The sequence below is a fragment of the Shouchella shacheensis genome, assembly GCF_001484965.1.
Classification (GTDB): Bacteria; Bacillota; Bacilli; order Bacillales; family Bacillaceae_D; genus Shouchella; species Shouchella shacheensis.
On record NZ_KQ947394.1, the window covers coordinates 159,390 to 177,946 of the forward strand.

The 18,557-nt window shown below is 46.6% G+C and carries 17 protein-coding genes and 2 pseudogenes; 5 read left to right on the plus strand and 14 right to left on the minus strand.

Going from position 1 to position 18,557, the window contains the following annotated elements:
• Position 1: 1 nt before the first annotated feature.
• The 3 genes from AVZ68_RS03030 to AVZ68_RS03040 all read right to left on the minus strand — a co-directional run bounded on the left by AVZ68_RS03030 (position 2) and on the right by AVZ68_RS03040 (position 2,463).
• Positions 2-1,654, minus strand: coding sequence for an SWIM zinc finger family protein (locus AVZ68_RS03030; protein WP_180316662.1), 1,653 nt, complete (start codon positions 1,652-1,654; stop codon positions 2-4).
• Positions 1,655-1,852: 198 nt separating this feature from the next.
• The gene (locus AVZ68_RS03035; protein WP_059103074.1) at positions 1,853-2,065 is read right to left on the minus strand and encodes a hypothetical protein; all 213 of its coding nucleotides are present in this window, start codon (positions 2,063-2,065) and stop codon (positions 1,853-1,855) included.
• 176 nt (positions 2,066-2,241) lie between these two features.
• The gene (locus tag AVZ68_RS03040; RefSeq protein ID WP_245628045.1) at positions 2,242-2,463 is read right to left on the minus strand and encodes a helix-turn-helix domain-containing protein; all 222 of its coding nucleotides are present in this window, start codon (positions 2,461-2,463) and stop codon (positions 2,242-2,244) included.
• A 107-nt stretch (positions 2,464-2,570) separates the two neighbouring features.
• On the opposite strand from AVZ68_RS03040, the gene AVZ68_RS03045 reads away from it, so the two are divergent.
• Positions 2,571-2,927, plus strand: a complete 357-nt coding sequence (locus AVZ68_RS03045) for a hypothetical protein (protein ID WP_059103075.1) — start codon at positions 2,571-2,573, stop codon at positions 2,925-2,927.
• Here AVZ68_RS03045 and AVZ68_RS03050 read toward each other — a convergent pair.
• From AVZ68_RS03050 to AVZ68_RS03060, 3 genes are all read right to left on the minus strand, one after another.
• Positions 2,898-3,314 carry a hypothetical protein gene (locus tag AVZ68_RS03050; RefSeq protein ID WP_059103076.1) on the minus strand — a complete coding sequence of 139 codons (417 nt, stop codon included), beginning with the start codon at positions 3,312-3,314 and terminating at the stop codon, positions 2,898-2,900. The genes AVZ68_RS03045 and AVZ68_RS03050 overlap by 30 nt on opposite strands.
• 154 nt (positions 3,315-3,468) lie before the next feature.
• Positions 3,469-4,023 (minus strand): DUF4352 domain-containing protein, encoded by a 555-nt coding sequence (locus tag AVZ68_RS03055; protein WP_059103077.1) that lies wholly within the window; start codon positions 4,021-4,023, stop codon positions 3,469-3,471.
• A 127-nt stretch (positions 4,024-4,150) separates the two neighbouring features.
• Complete coding sequence (locus AVZ68_RS03060) at positions 4,151-5,149, minus strand: helix-turn-helix transcriptional regulator (protein ID WP_059103078.1); 999 nt, start codon at positions 5,147-5,149, stop codon at positions 4,151-4,153.
• Positions 5,150-5,396: 247 nt separating this feature from the next.
• Here AVZ68_RS03060 and AVZ68_RS03065 point away from each other — a divergent pair, with 247 nt between their 5' ends.
• A complete protein-coding gene (locus tag AVZ68_RS03065; protein WP_059103079.1) occupies positions 5,397-6,236 on the plus strand; it encodes a PRD domain-containing protein in 840 nt (279 codons plus the stop codon).
• A gap of 136 nt (positions 6,237-6,372) precedes the next feature.
• Positions 6,373-7,827 carry an N-acetylglucosamine-specific PTS transporter subunit IIBC gene (gene nagE, locus AVZ68_RS03070; RefSeq protein ID WP_059103080.1) on the plus strand — a complete coding sequence of 485 codons (1,455 nt, stop codon included), beginning with the start codon at positions 6,373-6,375 and terminating at the stop codon, positions 7,825-7,827.
• Positions 7,828-7,897: 70 nt separating this feature from the next.
• Here the strand turns inward: nagE and AVZ68_RS03075 are convergent, their stop codons facing one another.
• Entirely contained in the window at positions 7,898-9,313 is a 1,416-nt protein-coding gene (locus AVZ68_RS03075) for a sodium/glutamate symporter (RefSeq protein WP_059103081.1), read from the minus strand.
• Between the two features lie 268 nt (positions 9,314-9,581).
• On the opposite strand from AVZ68_RS03075, the gene AVZ68_RS03080 reads away from it, so the two are divergent.
• Together AVZ68_RS03080 and AVZ68_RS03085 are read left to right on the plus strand one after the other, a co-directional pair.
• A complete protein-coding gene (locus AVZ68_RS03080) occupies positions 9,582-9,995 on the plus strand; it encodes a hypothetical protein (protein WP_059103082.1) in 414 nt (137 codons plus the stop codon).
• Between the two features lie 264 nt (positions 9,996-10,259).
• A complete protein-coding gene (locus tag AVZ68_RS03085) occupies positions 10,260-10,760 on the plus strand; it encodes a Fic family protein (RefSeq protein ID WP_180316663.1) in 501 nt (166 codons plus the stop codon).
• Positions 10,761-10,942: 182 nt separating this feature from the next.
• Here AVZ68_RS03085 and pgmB read toward each other — a convergent pair.
• From pgmB to AVZ68_RS03115, 7 genes and pseudogenes are all read right to left on the minus strand, one after another.
• Positions 10,943-11,590, minus strand: a pseudogene (gene pgmB, locus AVZ68_RS21135) (beta-phosphoglucomutase); the annotation flags it as partial.
• 15 nt (positions 11,591-11,605) lie between these two features.
• Positions 11,606-13,855, minus strand: a pseudogene (locus AVZ68_RS03090) (glycoside hydrolase family 65 protein); the annotation flags it as partial.
• Positions 13,852-14,889, minus strand: coding sequence for a Gfo/Idh/MocA family protein (locus AVZ68_RS03095; RefSeq protein WP_059103083.1), 1,038 nt, complete (start codon positions 14,887-14,889; stop codon positions 13,852-13,854). The gene AVZ68_RS03095 and the pseudogene AVZ68_RS03090, both read right to left, overlap by 4 nt.
• Before the next feature lie 12 nt (positions 14,890-14,901).
• Positions 14,902-15,696 (minus strand): sugar phosphate isomerase/epimerase family protein, encoded by a 795-nt coding sequence (locus tag AVZ68_RS03100; protein ID WP_059103084.1) that lies wholly within the window; start codon positions 15,694-15,696, stop codon positions 14,902-14,904.
• Positions 15,697-15,745: 49 nt separating this feature from the next.
• On the minus strand, positions 15,746-16,804 hold the full coding sequence (locus AVZ68_RS03105; protein ID WP_059103085.1) for a zinc-dependent alcohol dehydrogenase: 1,059 nt from the start codon (positions 16,802-16,804) through the stop codon (positions 15,746-15,748).
• A gap of 27 nt (positions 16,805-16,831) precedes the next feature.
• Positions 16,832-17,680 carry a carbohydrate ABC transporter permease gene (locus tag AVZ68_RS03110; RefSeq protein ID WP_059103208.1) on the minus strand — a complete coding sequence of 283 codons (849 nt, stop codon included), beginning with the start codon at positions 17,678-17,680 and terminating at the stop codon, positions 16,832-16,834.
• Entirely contained in the window at positions 17,673-18,551 is an 879-nt protein-coding gene (locus tag AVZ68_RS03115) for a carbohydrate ABC transporter permease (RefSeq protein ID WP_059103086.1), read from the minus strand. The genes AVZ68_RS03110 and AVZ68_RS03115 overlap by 8 nt, the downstream gene beginning before the upstream one ends.
• Positions 18,552-18,557: the final 6 nt, after the last annotated feature.

The window sequence follows — 18,557 nt, forward strand, 5'->3', positions numbered from 1 at the left end:
CCTACCGAGTGTCCACTTTCATTAACTCATCACGAAAAGCAGGTTTCCTTGGAAATTTAGCCAGCAGTTTTTGCACGATCTGCCTCGCTTCTTCCTGACCTCCTATTTGCTTTAGCTTCCGGATGATTTTGCAAACGTCGGCATACTGTTTCCTATCGGTTGAGTGATCCGCTTGATTTTCAATATGGATTAAAAACAACTCCTTAACCTCTTCAGGAAAGGATTCCTTTAAAAGTGGATGAAAGGTTTCAATCGTGTTTGGATGCTCCTTCACGTAAGCCAGGAGACGTGTGTACTCTTCTTCCTCGACTAAAATTTTCGTATAGATAGCGTTTCTTCTCCCGCCCTGCTCCAGTCTTTGTAGCAAATCCTTGTAAACAGCCACCCACTGTTCCTGCGAATACGTTTCTTTGAGTCGATCATAATACGAGAAGTCTCCATTCAATAGAAACTCCTTCCCAAGCTCCCTTTGCTTTTCGATTTGTCCAGAACGAGCGTAGGCGTCGAACCGAAATGCTTTCCAGCGGTTAACCAAGCCATGAAGCCCGCTCTCCTTCCCTTGCATTTCCCCTTCTTCCGCGAGACAAATGGCCTCGTCATACTCGGCTTTTTGTAAAGCTTCCCTTATAGCCATTTCTCGGAACTTTGGTAGATGGAGATGTTCCTTCACATAGTCGCGTGCCTGCTCATCTTCCGACTCATTTTTCATCTGCTGATAACGCATGAACGCGACTTCCTCAGAAAAGTAGTTCCTTGTCCATCCCCCGTCATTTTCCTTCGCCGTCAAAACAGAAGCTTGTCTCTCCCATTTTTCTCGCATCTCCTCCGTAAATACAAGCTGCGAGGCAAAACGAAGCAATGCCAGTTGCCAATCGGGCCAGCCCTCAAATTGCGACTGCGCTGATCCCTCCAACAGGCGCTGAAAAATAACCATTCTTCCCTCTTGCATCAATTGATCCTTTTCCATAATGTCATGCAAGCGTTCCAGACTCTCTTCAATCACATCCCCAATGTCGCCGCTTGAATCATCCGCGAACTGGATAAGATCAGCCATTTCCTCCATGATACAAAGGTTGATCTCCACGGCTTGGGTCCATTCCTTATTTAGCACGGCTTCTTCCGCTTTCTCGGCCACCAGTTCCGCCCCTTTAACGGCCTTCCCCGTATCTCGCCATCTCACAAATCCATGATGGTCTTCACATTCTTCAATGTAGGTCTGAATGATTTTTCGATATCCATCGAGCTCACCAGACCCCCTGCCGTCCTCTTCTACATAAAGTCTCACCCGCTGTTCTACCTTTCTATGCTCGTCCGCAAGCAAACCGATCAAATAAATAAGACTGTCCTTGCTCTCATTCTCAAGCAATGCCTTTAGGGATGTATCCTCACGCCTTGAGGTCTCGCTACGTTGTGTGTTAATCACTTCTTTCCTATCCTCTTGAAGCATAAGCAATACCGCCGCGATATGCTTACAGAACAGTCCATAATCATACGGACAATCGCACTCAGCCGAGAGCACATCCTCTTCTTCATCAAGTTGGACATACACCTCGTACACATCACTGCCTTCCACCTCGCCCCGGAAACGCAAATGATCCAATGCTTCTACCGACAGCACGTGGCCGCGACGAACATAGTCTCTCCCTCTATCCACTATGTTTGCATCCATGTGACTGTGTAAATTGTAAAGGTTCAAGATTGCTCACTTCCTTTCGGTACGCTCATTATACGTTGTTTTAGGCTCAGATGTTAGTGCTTAGAGGGGTTCACAAAAATGGACCTTGAATAGACATAATTAAAACCCCACTGCTTAGGAATTCTAAACCTGGGGTCGATCCACTTTTTTGCCTTTCTAAAGGCGTGAAACAAGAAAGGAGCATAATACACACGGTCTAGCTGTGAGACAAGTGAAGCCTGCTTCTATCGCCTCGTGCAGCCCTCGTGACTTATGACCTTTGTAGTATTCAATGTAGTAGCCGTTTTCTTCACTGTGAATAAGGGTTCCCACATGATACTTGCTTCTTGTCTCAAGGTTTTGCCACACAAGCCATAGTACCTGATTCATGACGGTTGCTCCTTTCTTCAATTATCTCTTGAAGGCACTCACTCGGTTGATAGCTTAAAAACCTCTTGGATTTTTGTCTCTATCAAAATGAATCAAACAATTCTCAAATTATTATTTGACTAATAGACTGTAAAAGGTTATTCTATAGATGACAACGTTACGTTGTCAAAAATCCATTATTTCTTTTCTAAACTAAGCAATTCATTTATCTCCACTTCAAGCGTCTCACACAAAACAGCAAGAGTTTCTCGCTGATAACGCTGCGTTGTATCATTATAAAGCCGTCTCACCGTTTCGAACTTCAACCCTGACATGTCCGAGCATTTACGAATGGACCACCCTTTTTTATCCAGTATTTCTTTTAAGTTCGATTTGACAATGAACTGTGATTCTTCCAAGAAGACCCCACCCTTGTAGATTCGTCTGAAGTCAGTATAGCAAAATGAAAACGCCCATATGACAACGTTTTGTTGTCTAAAACAAACCTATTAAGGAGGTCTCCCCCATGTCCTTACGTGAAGTCATAGTTATTGAAGACCATTCTCGACAAGGCGAAAGTATCGTTATCGAACACACAGGATGGGTCAACGAAGATGCCCGCATGGTCTATTATGCCGATGATGAAGACGCCCTCTTGATTCTGGCAGACGTCAAAAGCTACAAAGGAGCGAATCGATACGAAATTCACCCTTTTGGCACAGTGATTCTCCTCTCTATCCCTGAGGGGGAGGAATTTGAAAAGAAAGAACTTCAGCTTCTATTAGAGAAACTTAAGGGTATGTCCTTTCTTCATTATGCGAAAGTGCTGGCGGATCGTTGTACCGTAACAAATCTAGGGTTGGAGCGGGTGTTTTATTCCTAACGGATGGCCACCCCAAAACACCTTCCCCTCCGCAAGGTACCAGCCGGCAAGGTCATACAAATGCCGATGGGCGACAATCGCCTGTTCCACCGTACCGTAGCTTGCTTCGTAAGCGGCCTTGTTTCCTTCCCTTCGGACCCAGTCAAACGTTCGTTGCTGTTCCTCTTCAATGATGCCTTTGCGCTGCAGCTTCCGAACGCGATCCACCTGTTTGACCTCATACACTTCGGAAATGGCTTCTTTTTCGTTTAGAAGCAGCGCCAACTTCTCAGCAAAAATTCGCGCTTTCGACAAGACCGCCTGAGGTTCTTTAAAAAGGAGACGCTCGATTTCTTTCCCAAGCTGATACAAATCGGGTGAGATTCTTTCTAAAAAATCAAGTCCCATGGCCCAAACCCTTTCTATTAGCCTAGTGATCATCTTTATCTTGTTTCCATTTTAACTGATAATAGCCCACTATTCATAGTCCACAATCAGTCATCACGTTACAATCTTCCACGACATGCAAAACCCCTGACACTCCCTGTCAGGGGTCCGAATACTAAAGTTCTTCAATCGTCCAAATCGCTTGCCCACTGGTGAACGGATTTTCAAAGATGAATTCGTAGGCTTCAGAGTCGTCTACATCAAATGCTACTTCCCCGCGCATGTCCCGCCCAGAGCCAATCTCGCCATCTAGAGATCCTTTGGCTTCTGTATACAAGGCCACATCATGCGTGTACCCTTCGCCGTCTTGAAGACTCATTTGCATGAGCGTCGAGATATTAGCGGATTCCTCCGTCGTGTTCGCAATGGTTAGATCAAGGATCACATAATGGCCGTTTTCTGGCGTCTCCCATTCCGAACCTTCGCTGGTGTACGCGTCATTGAGCGTAATCTCCAGCCCGTCAAAGTTCATCGTATCGCCCGTGGAGATCGTGTCCTCGACAACCTCATCCTCCGTCGCTTCCTCGTCATTTGTTGATTCCTCGCTTGCCTGCGCTTCCGTTTCCTCGGCACCTGCCTCTTGATCGACCTGTTCCACCGCAGATTCTTCGCACGCACCAAGCAGTACAAGCGTCGCCGCCATTCCCATGAGTCCTACATACGTTTTCATTCCCGTTTTCCCCCTCAAAGATGTGTTTTCACTTGCTCTATGGATTCATCTTACCTTTAGGGGTGACAACTACTGTCAGGGATGAGAAAAAAATTTTAAGCAATTGGTAACGATTTCTTGACAGGTATTATGTATAACGCTGCATTTGCTTTTGAAATTCCTCACGCAACTCTTTGCGCACATCTTCCGGTTCAAGCACCTCCGCATCAAGACCGAACCCACGGACCCAGCGCAGGAATTCCTTTCTGCTTTTTAGCGTCGCTTCAAGCAGTACGGAACCGTCTTCCTCTATTACCACATCCGTTTTTGCATAAAAGGTAAATTCGTGAACGTAGCGAGCAATGTCTTTGTGAAATCGAACGCGAAAGGTGGTTTCTTCCTCGTCATCTGCGAAGATTGTCCAACGATTGGCTAAATACTCGTCCAAGTTGAAGGTCGGCGCGATCTCAAATGTCTTTTCCAGCAGCTTCACAGTCCGAAAGCGATTCAACCGAAAAATGCGAAAGTCCTCTCGCTTCGTGCAATACGCAGTCACATAGAGGTGACCACTCCGAGGCAAGATGTAGTACGGGTGAATGATTCGCGTTGAAGTGGTATCCCTATAGATCGCATAGTAGTCAATCTCAATTTCTCGGTTTTCGGCGATGGCTTGAAAAAGAAGCGGCATCACTTGATGCGTGTCTTTCTCACCAGCTTGATCATGAATACGAATCCGCTCTCCCAGCTCTTCACTCAGCGAAAGCAACTGAGGAGTTGCAGCCTCGCGTGTTAGCCCTTTCATTTTCTCTAAGCCTGATTTGTAGGCATGATGAACCGGGTGTTCGCTAGAAATAATCTCATTTGTCACTAAAGGGTAGACGGTCAACGCGAGCCACTCTTCTTGGGATAACTTCCGAGTTGGGGCACGGGGGCCTTGAATCAAACGGTAGCCGAACTTACCTTCCACCACATAATAAACGCCGACACTTTCTAGCAATGCCATATCTCTGCGAATCGTTCGCACGGAGGTATGACAGTACTCCGCAAGCTCACCCGCTGTTACTGTCTCTCGCTCGTTAAGAAGATTCAACACTGTGAACAGGCGCTCCGCCTTTTTAACATCCCGTGTAACCGATGGTTGAGCCATGCTGGACATCCTCTCATTTTAAGTTGATGGTGCTGCTTCTCATAGTGTACGTGAGTCGAGAGGAGGGTGTCAAAAGGTGGAGAGCTTTCCTTCTAACAATTATTTTACTTTGCCTTACCCCACCACATCATTTTTCACTATTCATTTACTCAAGCCCCGTCTTATCATATAATAGGCTTATAGTAAAGGGTGTTACTGATTCGATCAGGCATTACTTTCTGGTTTCGTTCAGGGGGAGGTCAATGGAATGTACCTCATCAAGTCTTTCAATAACAATATTGCTTTAGTTAAAGACGCCTCCGGAACGGAATGGATCGTCCTTGGAACTGGGGTTGGCTTTGGCAAGGAAAAAGGCGAGGCCGTTGACGAATTAGCCATCAAGCGAAAATTTATTGCCGAAACTTCAGCGAAAACACGTCAGCCTTTTTTAGAAATGGTTGATCAAATCCCGGTCTCGATATTTGAAACCACCGCCAATATGATGAAAACCGCGGAAGCCGTTATTGGTGTGAAACTCAGCCATCATCTGTTTTTATCGCTTGCGGATCACTTAAACTTTGCCATACAGCGTGTGAAGGATAATGTCGATGATCTGCATATGGATCGATGGGAGCTACAAAAGCTCTACTCGAAAGAACATCAAGCAGCGGTAAAAGCGATCCGGGTGGTCTATGACGAGCTAGATGTGCTACTCCCAAGAAGCGAAGAGTCGTTTTTAACCTACCACTTTGTGAATGCGCAAGGACCCCGTCACCAACTGTCCGAAACCATGAAAATGACGGAAGTGATAAACCGTATCATTGAAATTATTGAATACCATTATGAGATGCAGCTAAATGAAGAGTCGGCCAACTACTCCCGTTTGCTCACGCATCTTCGTTATTTTGTTCTGCGTCAGCTGCATGAAGAAAACCTGGACCAAAACGAGTTGGACCAGGACATGATTCATATGATTAAAGATAAGTATTCCTACGCCTATGAATGCGTGGAAAAAATCTCCCGTTTTTTAGCAAAGCGTTATGAATGGGATCTTTCAGTCAACGAAAAACTGTATCTCACCCTCCATATTTGGAGATTAATCACATAATCATTTGGAGTGCTACTGGTAAAACAGGCATAACCCAATTAGCAAACGTCCATCCTATCTAGGAACGGACTTACGCTATTTGGGTTTTTTTATGGCCTTTTTTATAAAAACTCATAGAAGAAAGGGTGAAAGAGTTATGATGAATTATTTGCAGCGACTGGGCCGGTCGCTCATGCTTCCCGTTGCCGTTTTGCCGGCAGCGGGGATCCTGCTCGGGGTCGGAGCTTGGATTGGGGCCACGCCGTGGGGGGAAGGCAGTAGCATTGCTGCTTTTCTTGAAACGGCCGGCGGGTCGTTGATCGACAATATGGGGCTGTTGTTTGCGCTCGGTGTCGCACTGGGCTTGTCTAAGGATAAAGATGGTTCCGCCGCGTTAAGTGGGTTGGTCGCCTTCTTAGTGATTACAAACTTATTGTCTCTCGGCTCCGTGGCCGAGCTGACTAATCAGGCTGAGGAGAATGTGAATGCGGCTTTTGGTGTCATAGAGACCCAGTTCATCGGAATTATTTCAGGGGTCGTTGCTTCGATTATGTACAATCGCTTCAGTCATGTGCAGTTGCCAGATGCATTTGCCTTCTTTAGCGGTAAACGGCTGGTTCCGATTGTCACAGCTGCTTTCATGCTCATTCTGTCAGGCCTTCTTTTCTTTTTATGGCCGTTTATCTATACAGGACTCGTCTCCTTTGGTACATGGATCAGCCGGCTTGACTTTATTGGCGCTGGTTTGTATGGCTTCTTTAACCGCCTCTTGATCCCAACGGGCCTGCATCACGCCCTGAACTCGGTCTTCTGGTTTGATGTGGCTGGCATTAACGATATCGGGAATTTCTGGAATAGCACAGGTGAGCTAGGCATCACCGGGAGATATATGGCAGGCTTCTTTCCCATCATGATGTTCGGGTTGCCTGCAGCAGCACTGGCGATATACCATACGGCACACGAAAGCAAAAAGAAACAAATTGGCTCGTTAATGCTTGCTGCTGGTTTTGCAGCCTTTCTGACAGGTGTCACAGAACCGCTTGAATTTGCGTTCATGTTTGTTGCCCCGTTTCTCTATGTTGTACACGCCGCTTTAACTGGGTTATCCTTGGCGATTGCTGCCTTTTTCCAATGGACCGCCGGTTTCAGTTTCAGCGCTGGATTGCTGGATTTCATTTTGAGTTTCCCGCTTCCACTTGCGAATCAGCCTTGGATGTTGCTTGTTCAGGGGCTTGTCTTTGCCGTGATCTATTACTTCCTGTTCCGTTTCCTCATCGTGAAATTTAACATCACGACACCTGGGCGTGAGCCTGTAGGAGAAAGCTTGGATGAATCAGACAATGACCTAGAGGAAGGAACCTCAAAGATAGGGGCAATGGCCGCTACCATTTATGAAGGCCTTGGCGGCGATGACAACGTCCTTTCTGTCGACAACTGTGTCACACGTCTGCGTCTTGAAGTGAAGGATATGAATCAAGTCGATCAGGCGAAAATTAAAAGTACCGGTGTGCCGGGCATTAATGTCGTGTCTGATCATAACATTCAAGTCGTCGTTGGAACGCAAGTACAGTTTGTGGCCGATGAGATTGAAAAGATTCGAAAAGGAAACTAAAGCACGCAAGAGGAGAGCTGGTCCCCAACGTTGGGAGCAGCTCTCTTTTTGTGTCTTTTAGGAAAAACCTTCACTCCGGTTTCCCTTTTCCAAAATACAACACCCCAAGCAACCAAAACGCGATCATAAAAATACTGGCAGCAACGAGTACAGGAACCGGACCAAATTGGACGATAAACGGAACTGAGGCTGCGGTCACCAGACCTCCGCCGACCATCGGTTCAAACAGGATCTGTTTGTAGCCAAATGCGGTGAGGGCCGGCGACTTGTTTTCTGGATCGACGACGCGCAATAGCATAATCCCTGTCGCCGCCACACCCGTCGATTGTCCGAAATCGCCCATCCCCCGTTCAAACCAGTAACGTTTGATCATTCGGGGGGCTAGGTACAAGAATAAGAAGACATTCAAGAGAACCCCTGCCACCGATAGAATAAGGAATGGAACAATATTTTCACCGATCACCGATAGGGCCAAAGTTGCCATAGCGCTGACGATCAAGAGATCGAGAGCGAGCCCCTGGATACGGGTGATCGTCGCTCGGTCAACAACCTTGCGTTTATCCATTTTCCCTAAAATGAATTGCAACAGAATCCCACCAATCATCGCAAAAGGAAACAATGGCACATACTCAAACAAATACACCCCAGACGCTGCTCCCCATGTGACAGCCTCTAGCCAAACAAAGCCTTCGAGCAGAAAATAGCCAATAAAAATAGCAATCCCGACCAGACCGACATGCAAGGCCAAGGGTTCAATGGACATCGGCGAGGTGGTCACTTCTCCGGCCGACTCGCGATTTTCTTTTTGGACAATCCCTGTTTTTTGGTCAATCGAAATATCATCCGGGTGACGAAGCGTTTGCGACACTCCTTTTCTCGCTGCCCAGTTCACCAAAATAATCCCGATGATCACACCGGACAGAATTCCCACGGTAGCCAGGCCAACCGCCAGATCGTACCCTTCGGCAAAACCAAGGTCCTCGAAAGTCCCGCTTAGCCCGGCAGCCGTCCCATGACCACCGACAAAGCCAATCTCAATCAAAGCACCTACGGCTGGATTCATGTTAAAAAAGGGAGTGAGAATCGTGATCGCCAGCAATATCCCCACGACATACTGAGCCCAGGAAATCGTATACCCAAGTGCCACCTGAGGCCCACCCACACGCCAGACCTCTTTAAGGTTCGGAAGAGCAAACCCAATGAACAAACTCGCAAACACCACATTAATCAACAGCTCCGGGAGGCCTGACCAGACCTCAAACAAGTCTTCCGGAAAAAGGCCGAAAGCCATAACCTCATTCCCACTCACTGCTGTGATTACCCGACCAAGCACTTCCGGTCCAAGCAACAGAGCGAAAAACCCACCGATTAACGAACTCGGCAAAAACAATTTCTGAAACAGCGGCACTTTCAACCTAATCCATTTCCCCATCACTAAAATCATACTAAGGACAATCAGCGCAAACCCCACCACTTCTAACGACACAACTTCACCTTCTCCTCAAGAGTTTACTATGTACTGTTATCTTAGTACCACTTGTCGGGACTCTTGAAACAGGGGGGAGGTTGCGGTGCTACCGTTTGCGTTAGGGTTGCGTTAGTTACCACGTATCGACTTTCTTCTTAGTAGAATTTAATTTTAACGTTTGATTACACAAAGATCCATCGAAGCCTTTGCTGTGCTATACTGAGTCAACGGACAGATGCTGTGTGAATTACGCCATAGCTTCAATCAAAATCAAGGGGGATGACAAATGGATAACGAAAAGAAGATTTTAGACCTTCTTATTAAGATGAATGACCGGATGGACTCGATGAATGAACGCATGGACTCGATGAATGAACGCGTGGACTCGATGAGTAACCGCATGGATGCGATGAATGATCGCGTAGATGCGATGGAAAAACAAATGAATGACGGCTTTAAGGAAGTTCATAACCGCCTAGATGCTATGGAAAGAATGCAAAAAGGAACCTTGCAACAAATTGCAGCCATGGACAAGTTCTTGAAGGAAAAGGACAAAGAATATACCGATTCTATCAGGAAGCTAGAAGGTGGGATGATGGTTGTAAATGAAAGGCTATTTCATCTAGAACAGTGGAAGGCTGCGATTGAGAGAAAGAAGATGGACGTTAATGCAAATGAAGCCGGGGACGGGCAGGGGTAAAGCACACTGTTGACAAAACGGCAATTAGCTTTTCGATAAGGACCTCCAGTGTGCTAAGATTTGCGTTGTGACCGCCTCTGAGAAGGTGCCTAGTTTGTACTCATTCACATTCCCCTTTGCCCCCACTTTTCATTATAAAATCAACTCTAAACAAACATACTCACGAAAGACAAAATGAATACGTTTATTCGTTTAAGAATGGGTTCATTTGGGATATAATATAGTCATGAATACATTAATGACTACGTTTTCGAGGAGTATGGTTTGAAAACCTTTGACTATGAAGCATTAAAAACTACACTGTTGCCAATGGAAACCGTCCATCTCATTAGCAAGATTAGTGAGTACAAAGGCAAGCAGGATTTGTACAAAAAACAATCTCCTCAGATCCTAAGTTCCCTTAGAGATGTAGCGTTGATTCAATCAACGAAGGCTTCCAATGTGATTGAAGGGATTGTCATTACCGACAAGCGACTTGAGACGATCATGGCGAATAAGACTGAACCTTTTGACCGCTCTGAGGGAGAAATCGCAGGATACCGGGATGTCTTACATACGATCCATGCATCTTATGAGGCCATTCCGCTTAACTCGAACGTCATCTTACAGCTCCACCGGGACCTTTACACATACGTTGCTGGTGAGGGCGGCCGTTGGAAGCATGATGATAACGTCATTGATGAACGCCTCCCCTCTGGAGAGAAGCGGGTTCGCTTTACTCCGGTCATAGCTCCATCAAAGCCATTGCTGTGCTATGACTTTTAATTTAGTAAAAGAAGCAATCGATTCACTATAACCCCCGCCCCCGTTAGGGCAACACAATAACATTGCTCTAACAGGGAAGGTAATTGAGTTACCCCCAGGGCCTATTGAAATGGTTTAACCTATAAAAACCAACCATCTCATCCTTATTTTTAAATCTCTTGCCTCAATCCAGAATAGGAAATTTACACTTCTTGATACGCCCTTTTCACTTTTGCCCAATCCAACTCTTCGGTCTTGCCCACTACATAATCAGCACTAGTGGCTCCAAACTCAGAACCAACCCCCACCCCAAACATCGCACTCGCCTTTATCGCCTGCATCCCAGCCAGCGAGTCCTCAATCCCAATCGCTTTCGTGGGAGGGACATTTAACGCATCGCAGGCCTTTAGAAAGATTTCCGGATCTGGCTTTCCGCTGCTTAGTGTGGAGGCGTCTACACAATGATCAAACAACTGCAGAATGCCTAGCTTCTTCAAAATGAAAGACGCATTCCTAGAGACAGACGCTATCGCCATTGGAAGTCCTTCTGCCTTAATTGTTTCAATGAAAGGGAGTACTCCAGGTAGAATGTCCTCTTTTGTTAGGCTCTGGAGCATCGCTACATAGGCGTTGTTCTTTCGGGCCGTCAGCGTTTCTTTTTCTTCGTTGCTAAATTGGTGTTCTTTCTGACCATAGATTAGAATTCGTTCGAGCGATTCCTTTCGATCGATTCCTTTGAGCTGGTTGTTGAATGCTTTCGGCAAATCAATTCCAATTTCACTTGCGAGCTGCTTCCATGCTTTAAAATGGAGCTCGGCTGTATCAGTAATCACCCCGTCGAGGTCAAAAACAACCGCCTCAACGTTGCTCTCGTTTGGTTGATCAAGGACCGTTCGTTTCAGAACAAGCTCATCCACAATTTTGTATGTGGCTCCTTCGAATTGAACGGGCAGTGGCTTTCCAGTTAGTTTTTTAATTGTAACATGCTTTTTTGTTACCTTTACGAGCATTTCCCGATTACGGAAATGAAAAGGGAATGTGAGTTCTTGCCATGCCTGCGGCAGACGAGGACTGATCTCCAGTGTCTCTTCTTTAAATGACACATTGGCGAAGCCGAAAACAAGGGCAAGCCAAAGGGACCCAATCGACGCGGCGTGGATACCTTCGTCCGATGAGTGCGGGTCTTTCCCGAGGTCAATCAAGCACGCTTCTTGAAAGAACGCGTAGGCTTGTTCGGTGTTACCGACGCGTGCCGAAACAATGGCGTGGATGGCCTTGCTCAACGAAGAGTCATGGATAGTAGCTTTTTCGTAGTAGGCAAGATTTTTCTCGATCACTTCCTGATTGAATAAGTCGGGAAAAAGATACATCAGCATGACAACATCGGCTTGCTTTAACACTTGCAGCTCATTGACCTCTGCCCGAGAGTAATCCAGGAGAATGCTCTGGCTGCCTTGCCGGTCCTTGTATGGCTCTAAATTGATGGAAGGCTTCGAGAGAAACGTGTCGTCTTGAGGGATAAGGCCCTCTTGATTTACTTGCGGGAGATACAATTGCTCAAGAAACGCCTCCATTTCATTGATGGACGCTTTTGAAATGTGCCCGTACATTTTCAAGTAGCGCAAGGCCTGTTTAACGTTGGAGTGGACCAGGTAGTTGGTGTAGGCGTTGTTGTTAATGTGCTCGGTGTATTCGTCGGGTCCGATTACATCGTTAATGACGAGCTGGTCGTTCTCCTTTGTTGCCCGGCTCAACCAGAACCTCGCTGTTTCTTCTAGGAGAGCAACACCCTCCTTTTTCATAAAGGCTTCATCGCCTGTCGCCTTGAAATAAGCGATTGCTGCATAAGCAATATCAGCCGCGATGTGGTGTTCGGCCTGAGCGGAAGCAACCTTCTGCCGTTTTCCAGTGCGAATATTCATCGCAGCGTATTCAGGGGTTTCCTCTTCACCTGTGTATGCTGATTCCCATGGGAAAAGGGCGCCCGTGTAGCCGTTTCGTTTTGCCTTCTCTCTTGCTTGTTGAAGGAGGTTGTAACGGTACCGTAGGAGCTTCCGTGCATTTTTCGGCTCGTTGTGCAGGTGCCACGGCGAGAGAAAGATCTCCGTGTCCCAAAAGACATGGCCTTTATAGCCTTCCCCGGTTAAGCCTTTGGCTCCAATGCTTAGCTTTTCGTTATGGGCGGGCATCATGTTCTCCAAGTGAAACAAGGCAAAGCGAATCGCGAGCTGATCAAATGAATTCTTGGAGGAAACGGTAATTCCTTTTTTTCTCCAAAATCTCTGCCAGTCTTCCGCTGATTGGCGTAGCAACTCTCCGTAGCCAAGCTCAGCATTCTTGCTGATTTCATGGCTGGCCTGGCTGGAGAAAGACGTCCGCCAATTTTCATCCAATGAGCTGTGCACAGATGTGACTTTCTCAATGGTTATGCTTCTCCCTCTTTTAAGTGAGCCGCTCTGTTGAAGCAGAAGTTGCCTATTTTTCGATTTGAAAATAGGGTCGCTGACAAATGTCGTCTTGCAGGCGGTGGTGATCAGAATGTTTTTTTCGGATTCGATGGTTTGATAGGTGCCCTGCATGATATGCTCATCGAAGACGCGTACTTCCTGTTCGATCAGCTGTTGCTGACCAAAATTCGTTTTCTGAGCATCAATGCCTGTTTTTATGCGGATCGCTGCGTCTTTATCAAGGCTTGTGACCTCTACCTTTGTCGCAAGTAAGTGTTTGTCGTGTTTAGAGACAAAGCGATGAAAGCTGAACTTGTAGCGCCAGCCCTTCCCACTTTTCCATTCAATCTCTCGGATGAGCTCTCCGTTACTAAGGTCGAGATGGCGGCAATAGGAAAGGACTTCGCCGCTCATCAAATGGAATAGTTCCCCATCCAGTTCAATTTTAAAGGCGAGGACATCTGGCAGATGGACAAGCTCGGCGGAGGCACTTCCCGCAGGGCGATTGTATATACCTGCCACATACATGCCCCGCGTTTGTTCCGGATAATCTTCCTCGTGGGAAGCTCGAACTCCCATGTATCCGTTGCTTAGAGCCATATTGCTTGCGAGTGAATTGATTGCTTCTAGATCAAACGCTGATTCCGTGATACACGCATCTTGTCTCATAGTCTAATTTTCTCACCTTTTTCCGCAGACTCATAGATTGCTTCAATCATGCGCATGAGCACATATCCTTCTTCTCCCGTTACGAGGTCAGCTTGCCTTCCAAGACAGCCATCGATGAATACATGGATGCTCTTCTCCTGCCTGCACGAGTCGGCTTCCTGCTTCCTCAAGTGATGAACGAGCGTTCCGTCTTTATCGGCGTAAATGTGAAGCGGGAAAAGCGTCGCTCCGGCCTCTTCGCCAAACAACTCGACGTTCAAGATCGACTCCTCTTTCATTTGCAGCGCAAACGACGTTTCTACCTGTAAAAGCCCGTCATTTTCTAGTTCAATAAAGGCAAAAAGCGAGTCCTCGACGGTAAATTTGTGCGGATCCCATTCTCCAAATGTGCCGTGGCTCTTCTTTGTCCCGATCTTTTGAAAGCTCTTCGCCTGAACGCTGACGGTTTTCGGAAAAGATAGAAGGTACAGGGCGGCATCAAGCATATGAATGCCGATATCGATTAATGGGCCTCCGCCCTGAATTTCCTTGTTCGTAAATGTCCCCCAGCCCGGCACACCTGATCTACGCAGGGCTTTTGCCTTCACACAATAGACCTCACCGAGTGTACCCTTTGAAATTTCTGCCTTTAGCTGCCGTGCATCATCGGAGGCACGATGATGCAAGTTGTAGGCGAGCAAGCACTTGTTTTTCTTCGCTAGCATCGCCATTTCTTTTGCTTGCGAGGCTTTAATCGCAGGAGGTTTCTCGCAAAGAACATGGCAATGATAGGAGAGCGCTTTTAAAACATGCTCATAGTGAAGATTGTTGGGCGTGCAGATGCTAACGGCATCCGGTTGTTCGTGTGCATACATTTCCTCTTCATTTGTATAATATCGAGGAATGCCAAGCCGCCTGGCATAAGCGGCCGTTCGTTCCGCGTTTCTTCCTACGACAGCAACGACTTCAACGCCTTCCTTCGACCGATAAAAGGGAAGATGGGCCTTCTCGGCCACTTGTCCTGGCCCAATAATGGCCACTTTTAACTTCGCCATACAAGAACTCCTTTAACGTAGACTTCCTTGAAGAAAGTCGATTGACTCTTCGAACGCTTGCTTCGGATCGTTTGCGCGGATGCGGCATTCAAGAATCAAGTCGCCTTCATAGCCGTCCTGTCTCAATTGCTCAAAATTCGCTTTAAAATTAATCGAGCCACTACCTGGCTGGAACCGATGATTATCAGCAAGATGGATATGCTCAATGATGTCTTTGTTTTCATGCAGCGAGCGTGTTAACTCGTCTTCTTCGATGTTCATATGGTAGAAGTCGCCGATAACTTTAACACGGCGAAGCTGATTCGTTTTAATATAGTGCCTCGCATCAGCCACCGTATTAATCATATGATCCTGATAGCGGTTCAGCGGCTCGAGAAAAACTTTTGTTCCCGTTCGCCTTGCCACTTCATCCAAATAAGTGAGTGAATCACTGACAGCCCCAAAGTCCCCTTCTTGGCTCCTTGGAGAATCCATTGGCGGCAGACGATACGTAAACATCCCCCAGGCTGCAGGAACAATGATGCCCGTACCATTTAATTGCCCAAGCTTTTCTAGGATTTGCGCAATCTCTTTGAGACCATTCTTGCGCCTTTCTTCAATAAAGTCGCCAATCCAACCGTTGTACCCGCCACAAGCAGTTTTTACCTCTAGCCCTGTATTGTGGCTCGCTTTTTCAACTTCTGAAAAGTGATTTACGAGTACACTCCCATCTATTTCAAACCGATCGAGTCCTAATTCTTTAAGATAATGGAACTTCTCCTCAAAATCGTCTGGAAAAAATGACTGGTTCTGTGTACCAAGCTTCATTTTGGTCCGCCCCCTGTTGAGTTCTGGCTTTTTGCTACCTCCTAAGTTCTCAATCTAAAAAACTTACGCCCATTTTCATGCTTAATTCCGGCTGTTGGTCAACATATTTCATATAGCCTTCTGCACTATCTTCAAACGAAACGATGGGGTGTATCAGCTTTTCACAGCGAAGATGGCCATTCATAAGTATCTCCCAGCACGTCTCCTCAATTCTCCTGCGCGACCATCTCGGGTAATCCGGGTTTGGTTCGCTCGCTGCCCGGGAAAAGACAATTTTTGCATTGTTAAAATGAGCTTCTTTTCCGAAATTCAACCCTTCCGGAAAGGCTTTGGCGAATGACATGTAGGCAATTGTCCCCCCATATGCGATCCCTCGTAATGCACTTTGTAAGGCGGTCACATGGCCACTCGTCTCAATAATCGAGTCTGCCCCTACTTTATCGGTCACTCGTTTAATCTCGTAGCCAACATCGGAGGACGTCGGGTCAAAGCAATGATCTGCTCCATTTTCATAGGCGGTGTCACATCTTTCCTTAATCGGGTCCACCCCAATAACAATGCTCGCTCCTGCCTTCTTGGCAAGCTGAATCGCAATTTGGCCAATTGCCCCAAGCCCGACAATGACAACGTAGTCCCCAGGACGAACATTGGCGTCTCTGACACCAGCAAGCGCAAATTGGGCCGGGTCATAACATACGGCGTTTCTCCAATCGCCGCCCGAAGGCATTTTTCGCAACTTATAATTATTGACGGCCTTGACAATCACGGTTTCTTTAATGGGTCCATACGAACAAACGGTATCTCCGATTTCATACTCCGTGACCTCCTCGCCCTTCTCGATAATGCTCCCAACCACCATATTGCCTAGCTCAAATTCGCCAAAAACAATGCCTCTCTTCTCCGACTTCTCACGAGGCATAAACATCTTCCATTCGTCGGAAAACTGCTCATCTATAAAAGGAGTCACTCCACGAAAGTCCGCGACTTCCGTTCCATGCTTAGGGGCAGCGTGGGAGACCTTGATTTTCACTTCCTCAGCTCTGACTTCCCGGTCCTCGTATTCAACAAGCGCTGCCACTCTAGGGCTTTGTGCGATTAATTTCTTCATTTCTTTCCACTCTCCATTTCTTATTTATTAGCCTTTGACCCCGCCGTCTGTCAAGTTCCCTTTGATAAACCTTTCTGATAGCGCGTACATGATCACTACAGGTAAGGCCGTTAACAGAGAAGCCCCCATCATTCGTCCCCAGATGTAATCAGGAGTAGAAAATAACGCGTTCAGTCCAATTGGGAGAGTGAAATTCCCGACATCCGAAAGGAAAATCGAGGCAAATAGAAAATCGTTCCACGCGATCATGAACGCATAGACAAATACAGAGACAATTCCCGGAACCGATAACGGGATGATGATTTTAAAAATAACTTTGAAGCGGGATAATCCATCGATTCTTGCTGCCTCCTCCAGCTCATCTGGGATCGTGTCAAAGTAACTTTTTAACATGAAGACGGCTGTCGGCAGTGTTTGGATAATCATGATGATAATCAGCGATGTTCTCGTATCATACAACCCGAATGCCGAAATCACTTTAAACAACGGAACAATTAAAAGAATCCCGGAAAACATGTACACCGTGTAGAAGCTTGTATGAATCGTCGTCTTCCCCATAAAGTTGAGCTTCGACAGTGCATAAGAAGCGAATATCGCCACCAGTACAGAAAGAGACGCCGCTGTCAGCGAGACGGTTAAGCTGTTCTGAAAATAGTCGAGAAAGGGGAAGATGACCGGATCAAAAATGGCACGATAATGTTCTAGTGTCCATTCTCTTGGAAACAATGTCGGCTCTACCGAGATGGCCTCCGACGTTGTTTTCAGCGATGTCATCAACATAATAAAGAAAGGAAAGAGACTGAAACCAAGCAATGCGATCAACGTAAGATAAAAAGCTGCCTTTCGAACCCTTCTGCTTTTCTTTGTACTAGCCATTGCCATTCGTATTCACCCTCTTTCTGGCAAAGATAATGATCGCAATTAAGATCGCGAACAAGATCACCGATATCGCTGATGCTGTCCCTAAGTCATTGTAAGCAAAAGCCGTTTCATACAAATAAATCCCGAGCACGTCCACTTGATTCGTTAAGAGATACACATCCTCGAACATGTAGAACATCCAAATGGTCCGCAACGTAATGACGGTCACGAGAATAGGCATAATCCCAGGAACCGTAATAACTTTAAACTTCTGCCATGCATTGGCCCCGTCCATCGATGCAGCCTCATACAACGATTTGTCGATCGTTTGCAGGATCGCTAAAAAGGAAATGAAGGCATAAGGAAAGTACCTCCAGATCGCATAGAGGACGACTAGCACGAAGCTACTTACTGGGTTGTCAAACCAGAGCGGAGCACTATCGAATAATTGAAGGACGTCTCTCCCCAGGTAGTTCACAATGCCGTAGTTAGTATTAAACATGTACCGCCACGCAAACACGAGCGAAATCGACGGTGTAACGTACGAGAGGATAATGAGCGCACGCGCCGTCTTTCGAAACATGAACGGGCGGTTGAAAAAAATCGCCACAGCCAGCCCCAGCGCGGTGCTGCCTCCCACCGTCAATACCGTGTAAAGAATGGTAATGCCCAAAGACCGCAGAAATTCCGTATCACGAACAATGCTTAAATAATTGTCTAGCCCGACAAATGTCGACTCCAGCCGCGGGTTAATCGGCTGATCGAAGAAGCTGAGCTGAATGTTATAAAACATTGGATAAACGACAAGCACACCAAGTAGAAACAAACTTGGAAACAACAACAAGAGCGCAAGCTTAAGGTCGCCTTTATTCTTTATCTTTTTCATAGTGTC

Bases quoted from the DNA above. Each gene is read 5' to 3' on its own strand.
- AVZ68_RS03115 (WP_059103086.1), bottom strand. From the start codon at position 18,551: ATGAAAAAGATAAAGAATAAAGGCGACCTTAAGCTTGCGCTCTTGTTG.
- AVZ68_RS03095 (WP_059103083.1), bottom strand. From the start codon at position 14,889: ATGGCGAAGTTAAAAGTGGCCATTATTGGGCCAGGACAAGTGGCCGAG.
- AVZ68_RS03050 (WP_059103076.1), bottom strand. From the start codon at position 3,314: ATGGGACTTGATTTTTTAGAAAGAATCTCACCCGATTTGTATCAGCTT.
- AVZ68_RS03060 (WP_059103078.1), bottom strand. From the start codon at position 5,149: ATGGCTCAACCATCGGTTACACGGGATGTTAAAAAGGCGGAGCGCCTG.
- AVZ68_RS03035 (WP_059103074.1), bottom strand. From the start codon at position 2,065: ATGAATCAGGTACTATGGCTTGTGTGGCAAAACCTTGAGACAAGAAGC.
- AVZ68_RS03055 (WP_059103077.1), bottom strand. From the start codon at position 4,023: ATGAAAACGTATGTAGGACTCATGGGAATGGCGGCGACGCTTGTACTG.
- AVZ68_RS03105 (WP_059103085.1), bottom strand. From the start codon at position 16,804: ATGAAGAAATTAATCGCACAAAGCCCTAGAGTGGCAGCGCTTGTTGAA.
- AVZ68_RS03080 (WP_059103082.1), top strand. From the start codon at position 9,582: ATGGATAACGAAAAGAAGATTTTAGACCTTCTTATTAAGATGAATGAC.
- AVZ68_RS03100 (WP_059103084.1), bottom strand. From the start codon at position 15,696: ATGAAGCTTGGTACACAGAACCAGTCATTTTTTCCAGACGATTTTGAG.
- AVZ68_RS03065 (WP_059103079.1), top strand. From the start codon at position 5,397: ATGTACCTCATCAAGTCTTTCAATAACAATATTGCTTTAGTTAAAGAC.
- AVZ68_RS03110 (WP_059103208.1), bottom strand. From the start codon at position 17,680: ATGGCTAGTACAAAGAAAAGCAGAAGGGTTCGAAAGGCAGCTTTTTAT.
- nagE (WP_059103080.1), top strand. From the start codon at position 6,373: ATGATGAATTATTTGCAGCGACTGGGCCGGTCGCTCATGCTTCCCGTT.
- AVZ68_RS03045 (WP_059103075.1), top strand. From the start codon at position 2,571: ATGTCCTTACGTGAAGTCATAGTTATTGAAGACCATTCTCGACAAGGC.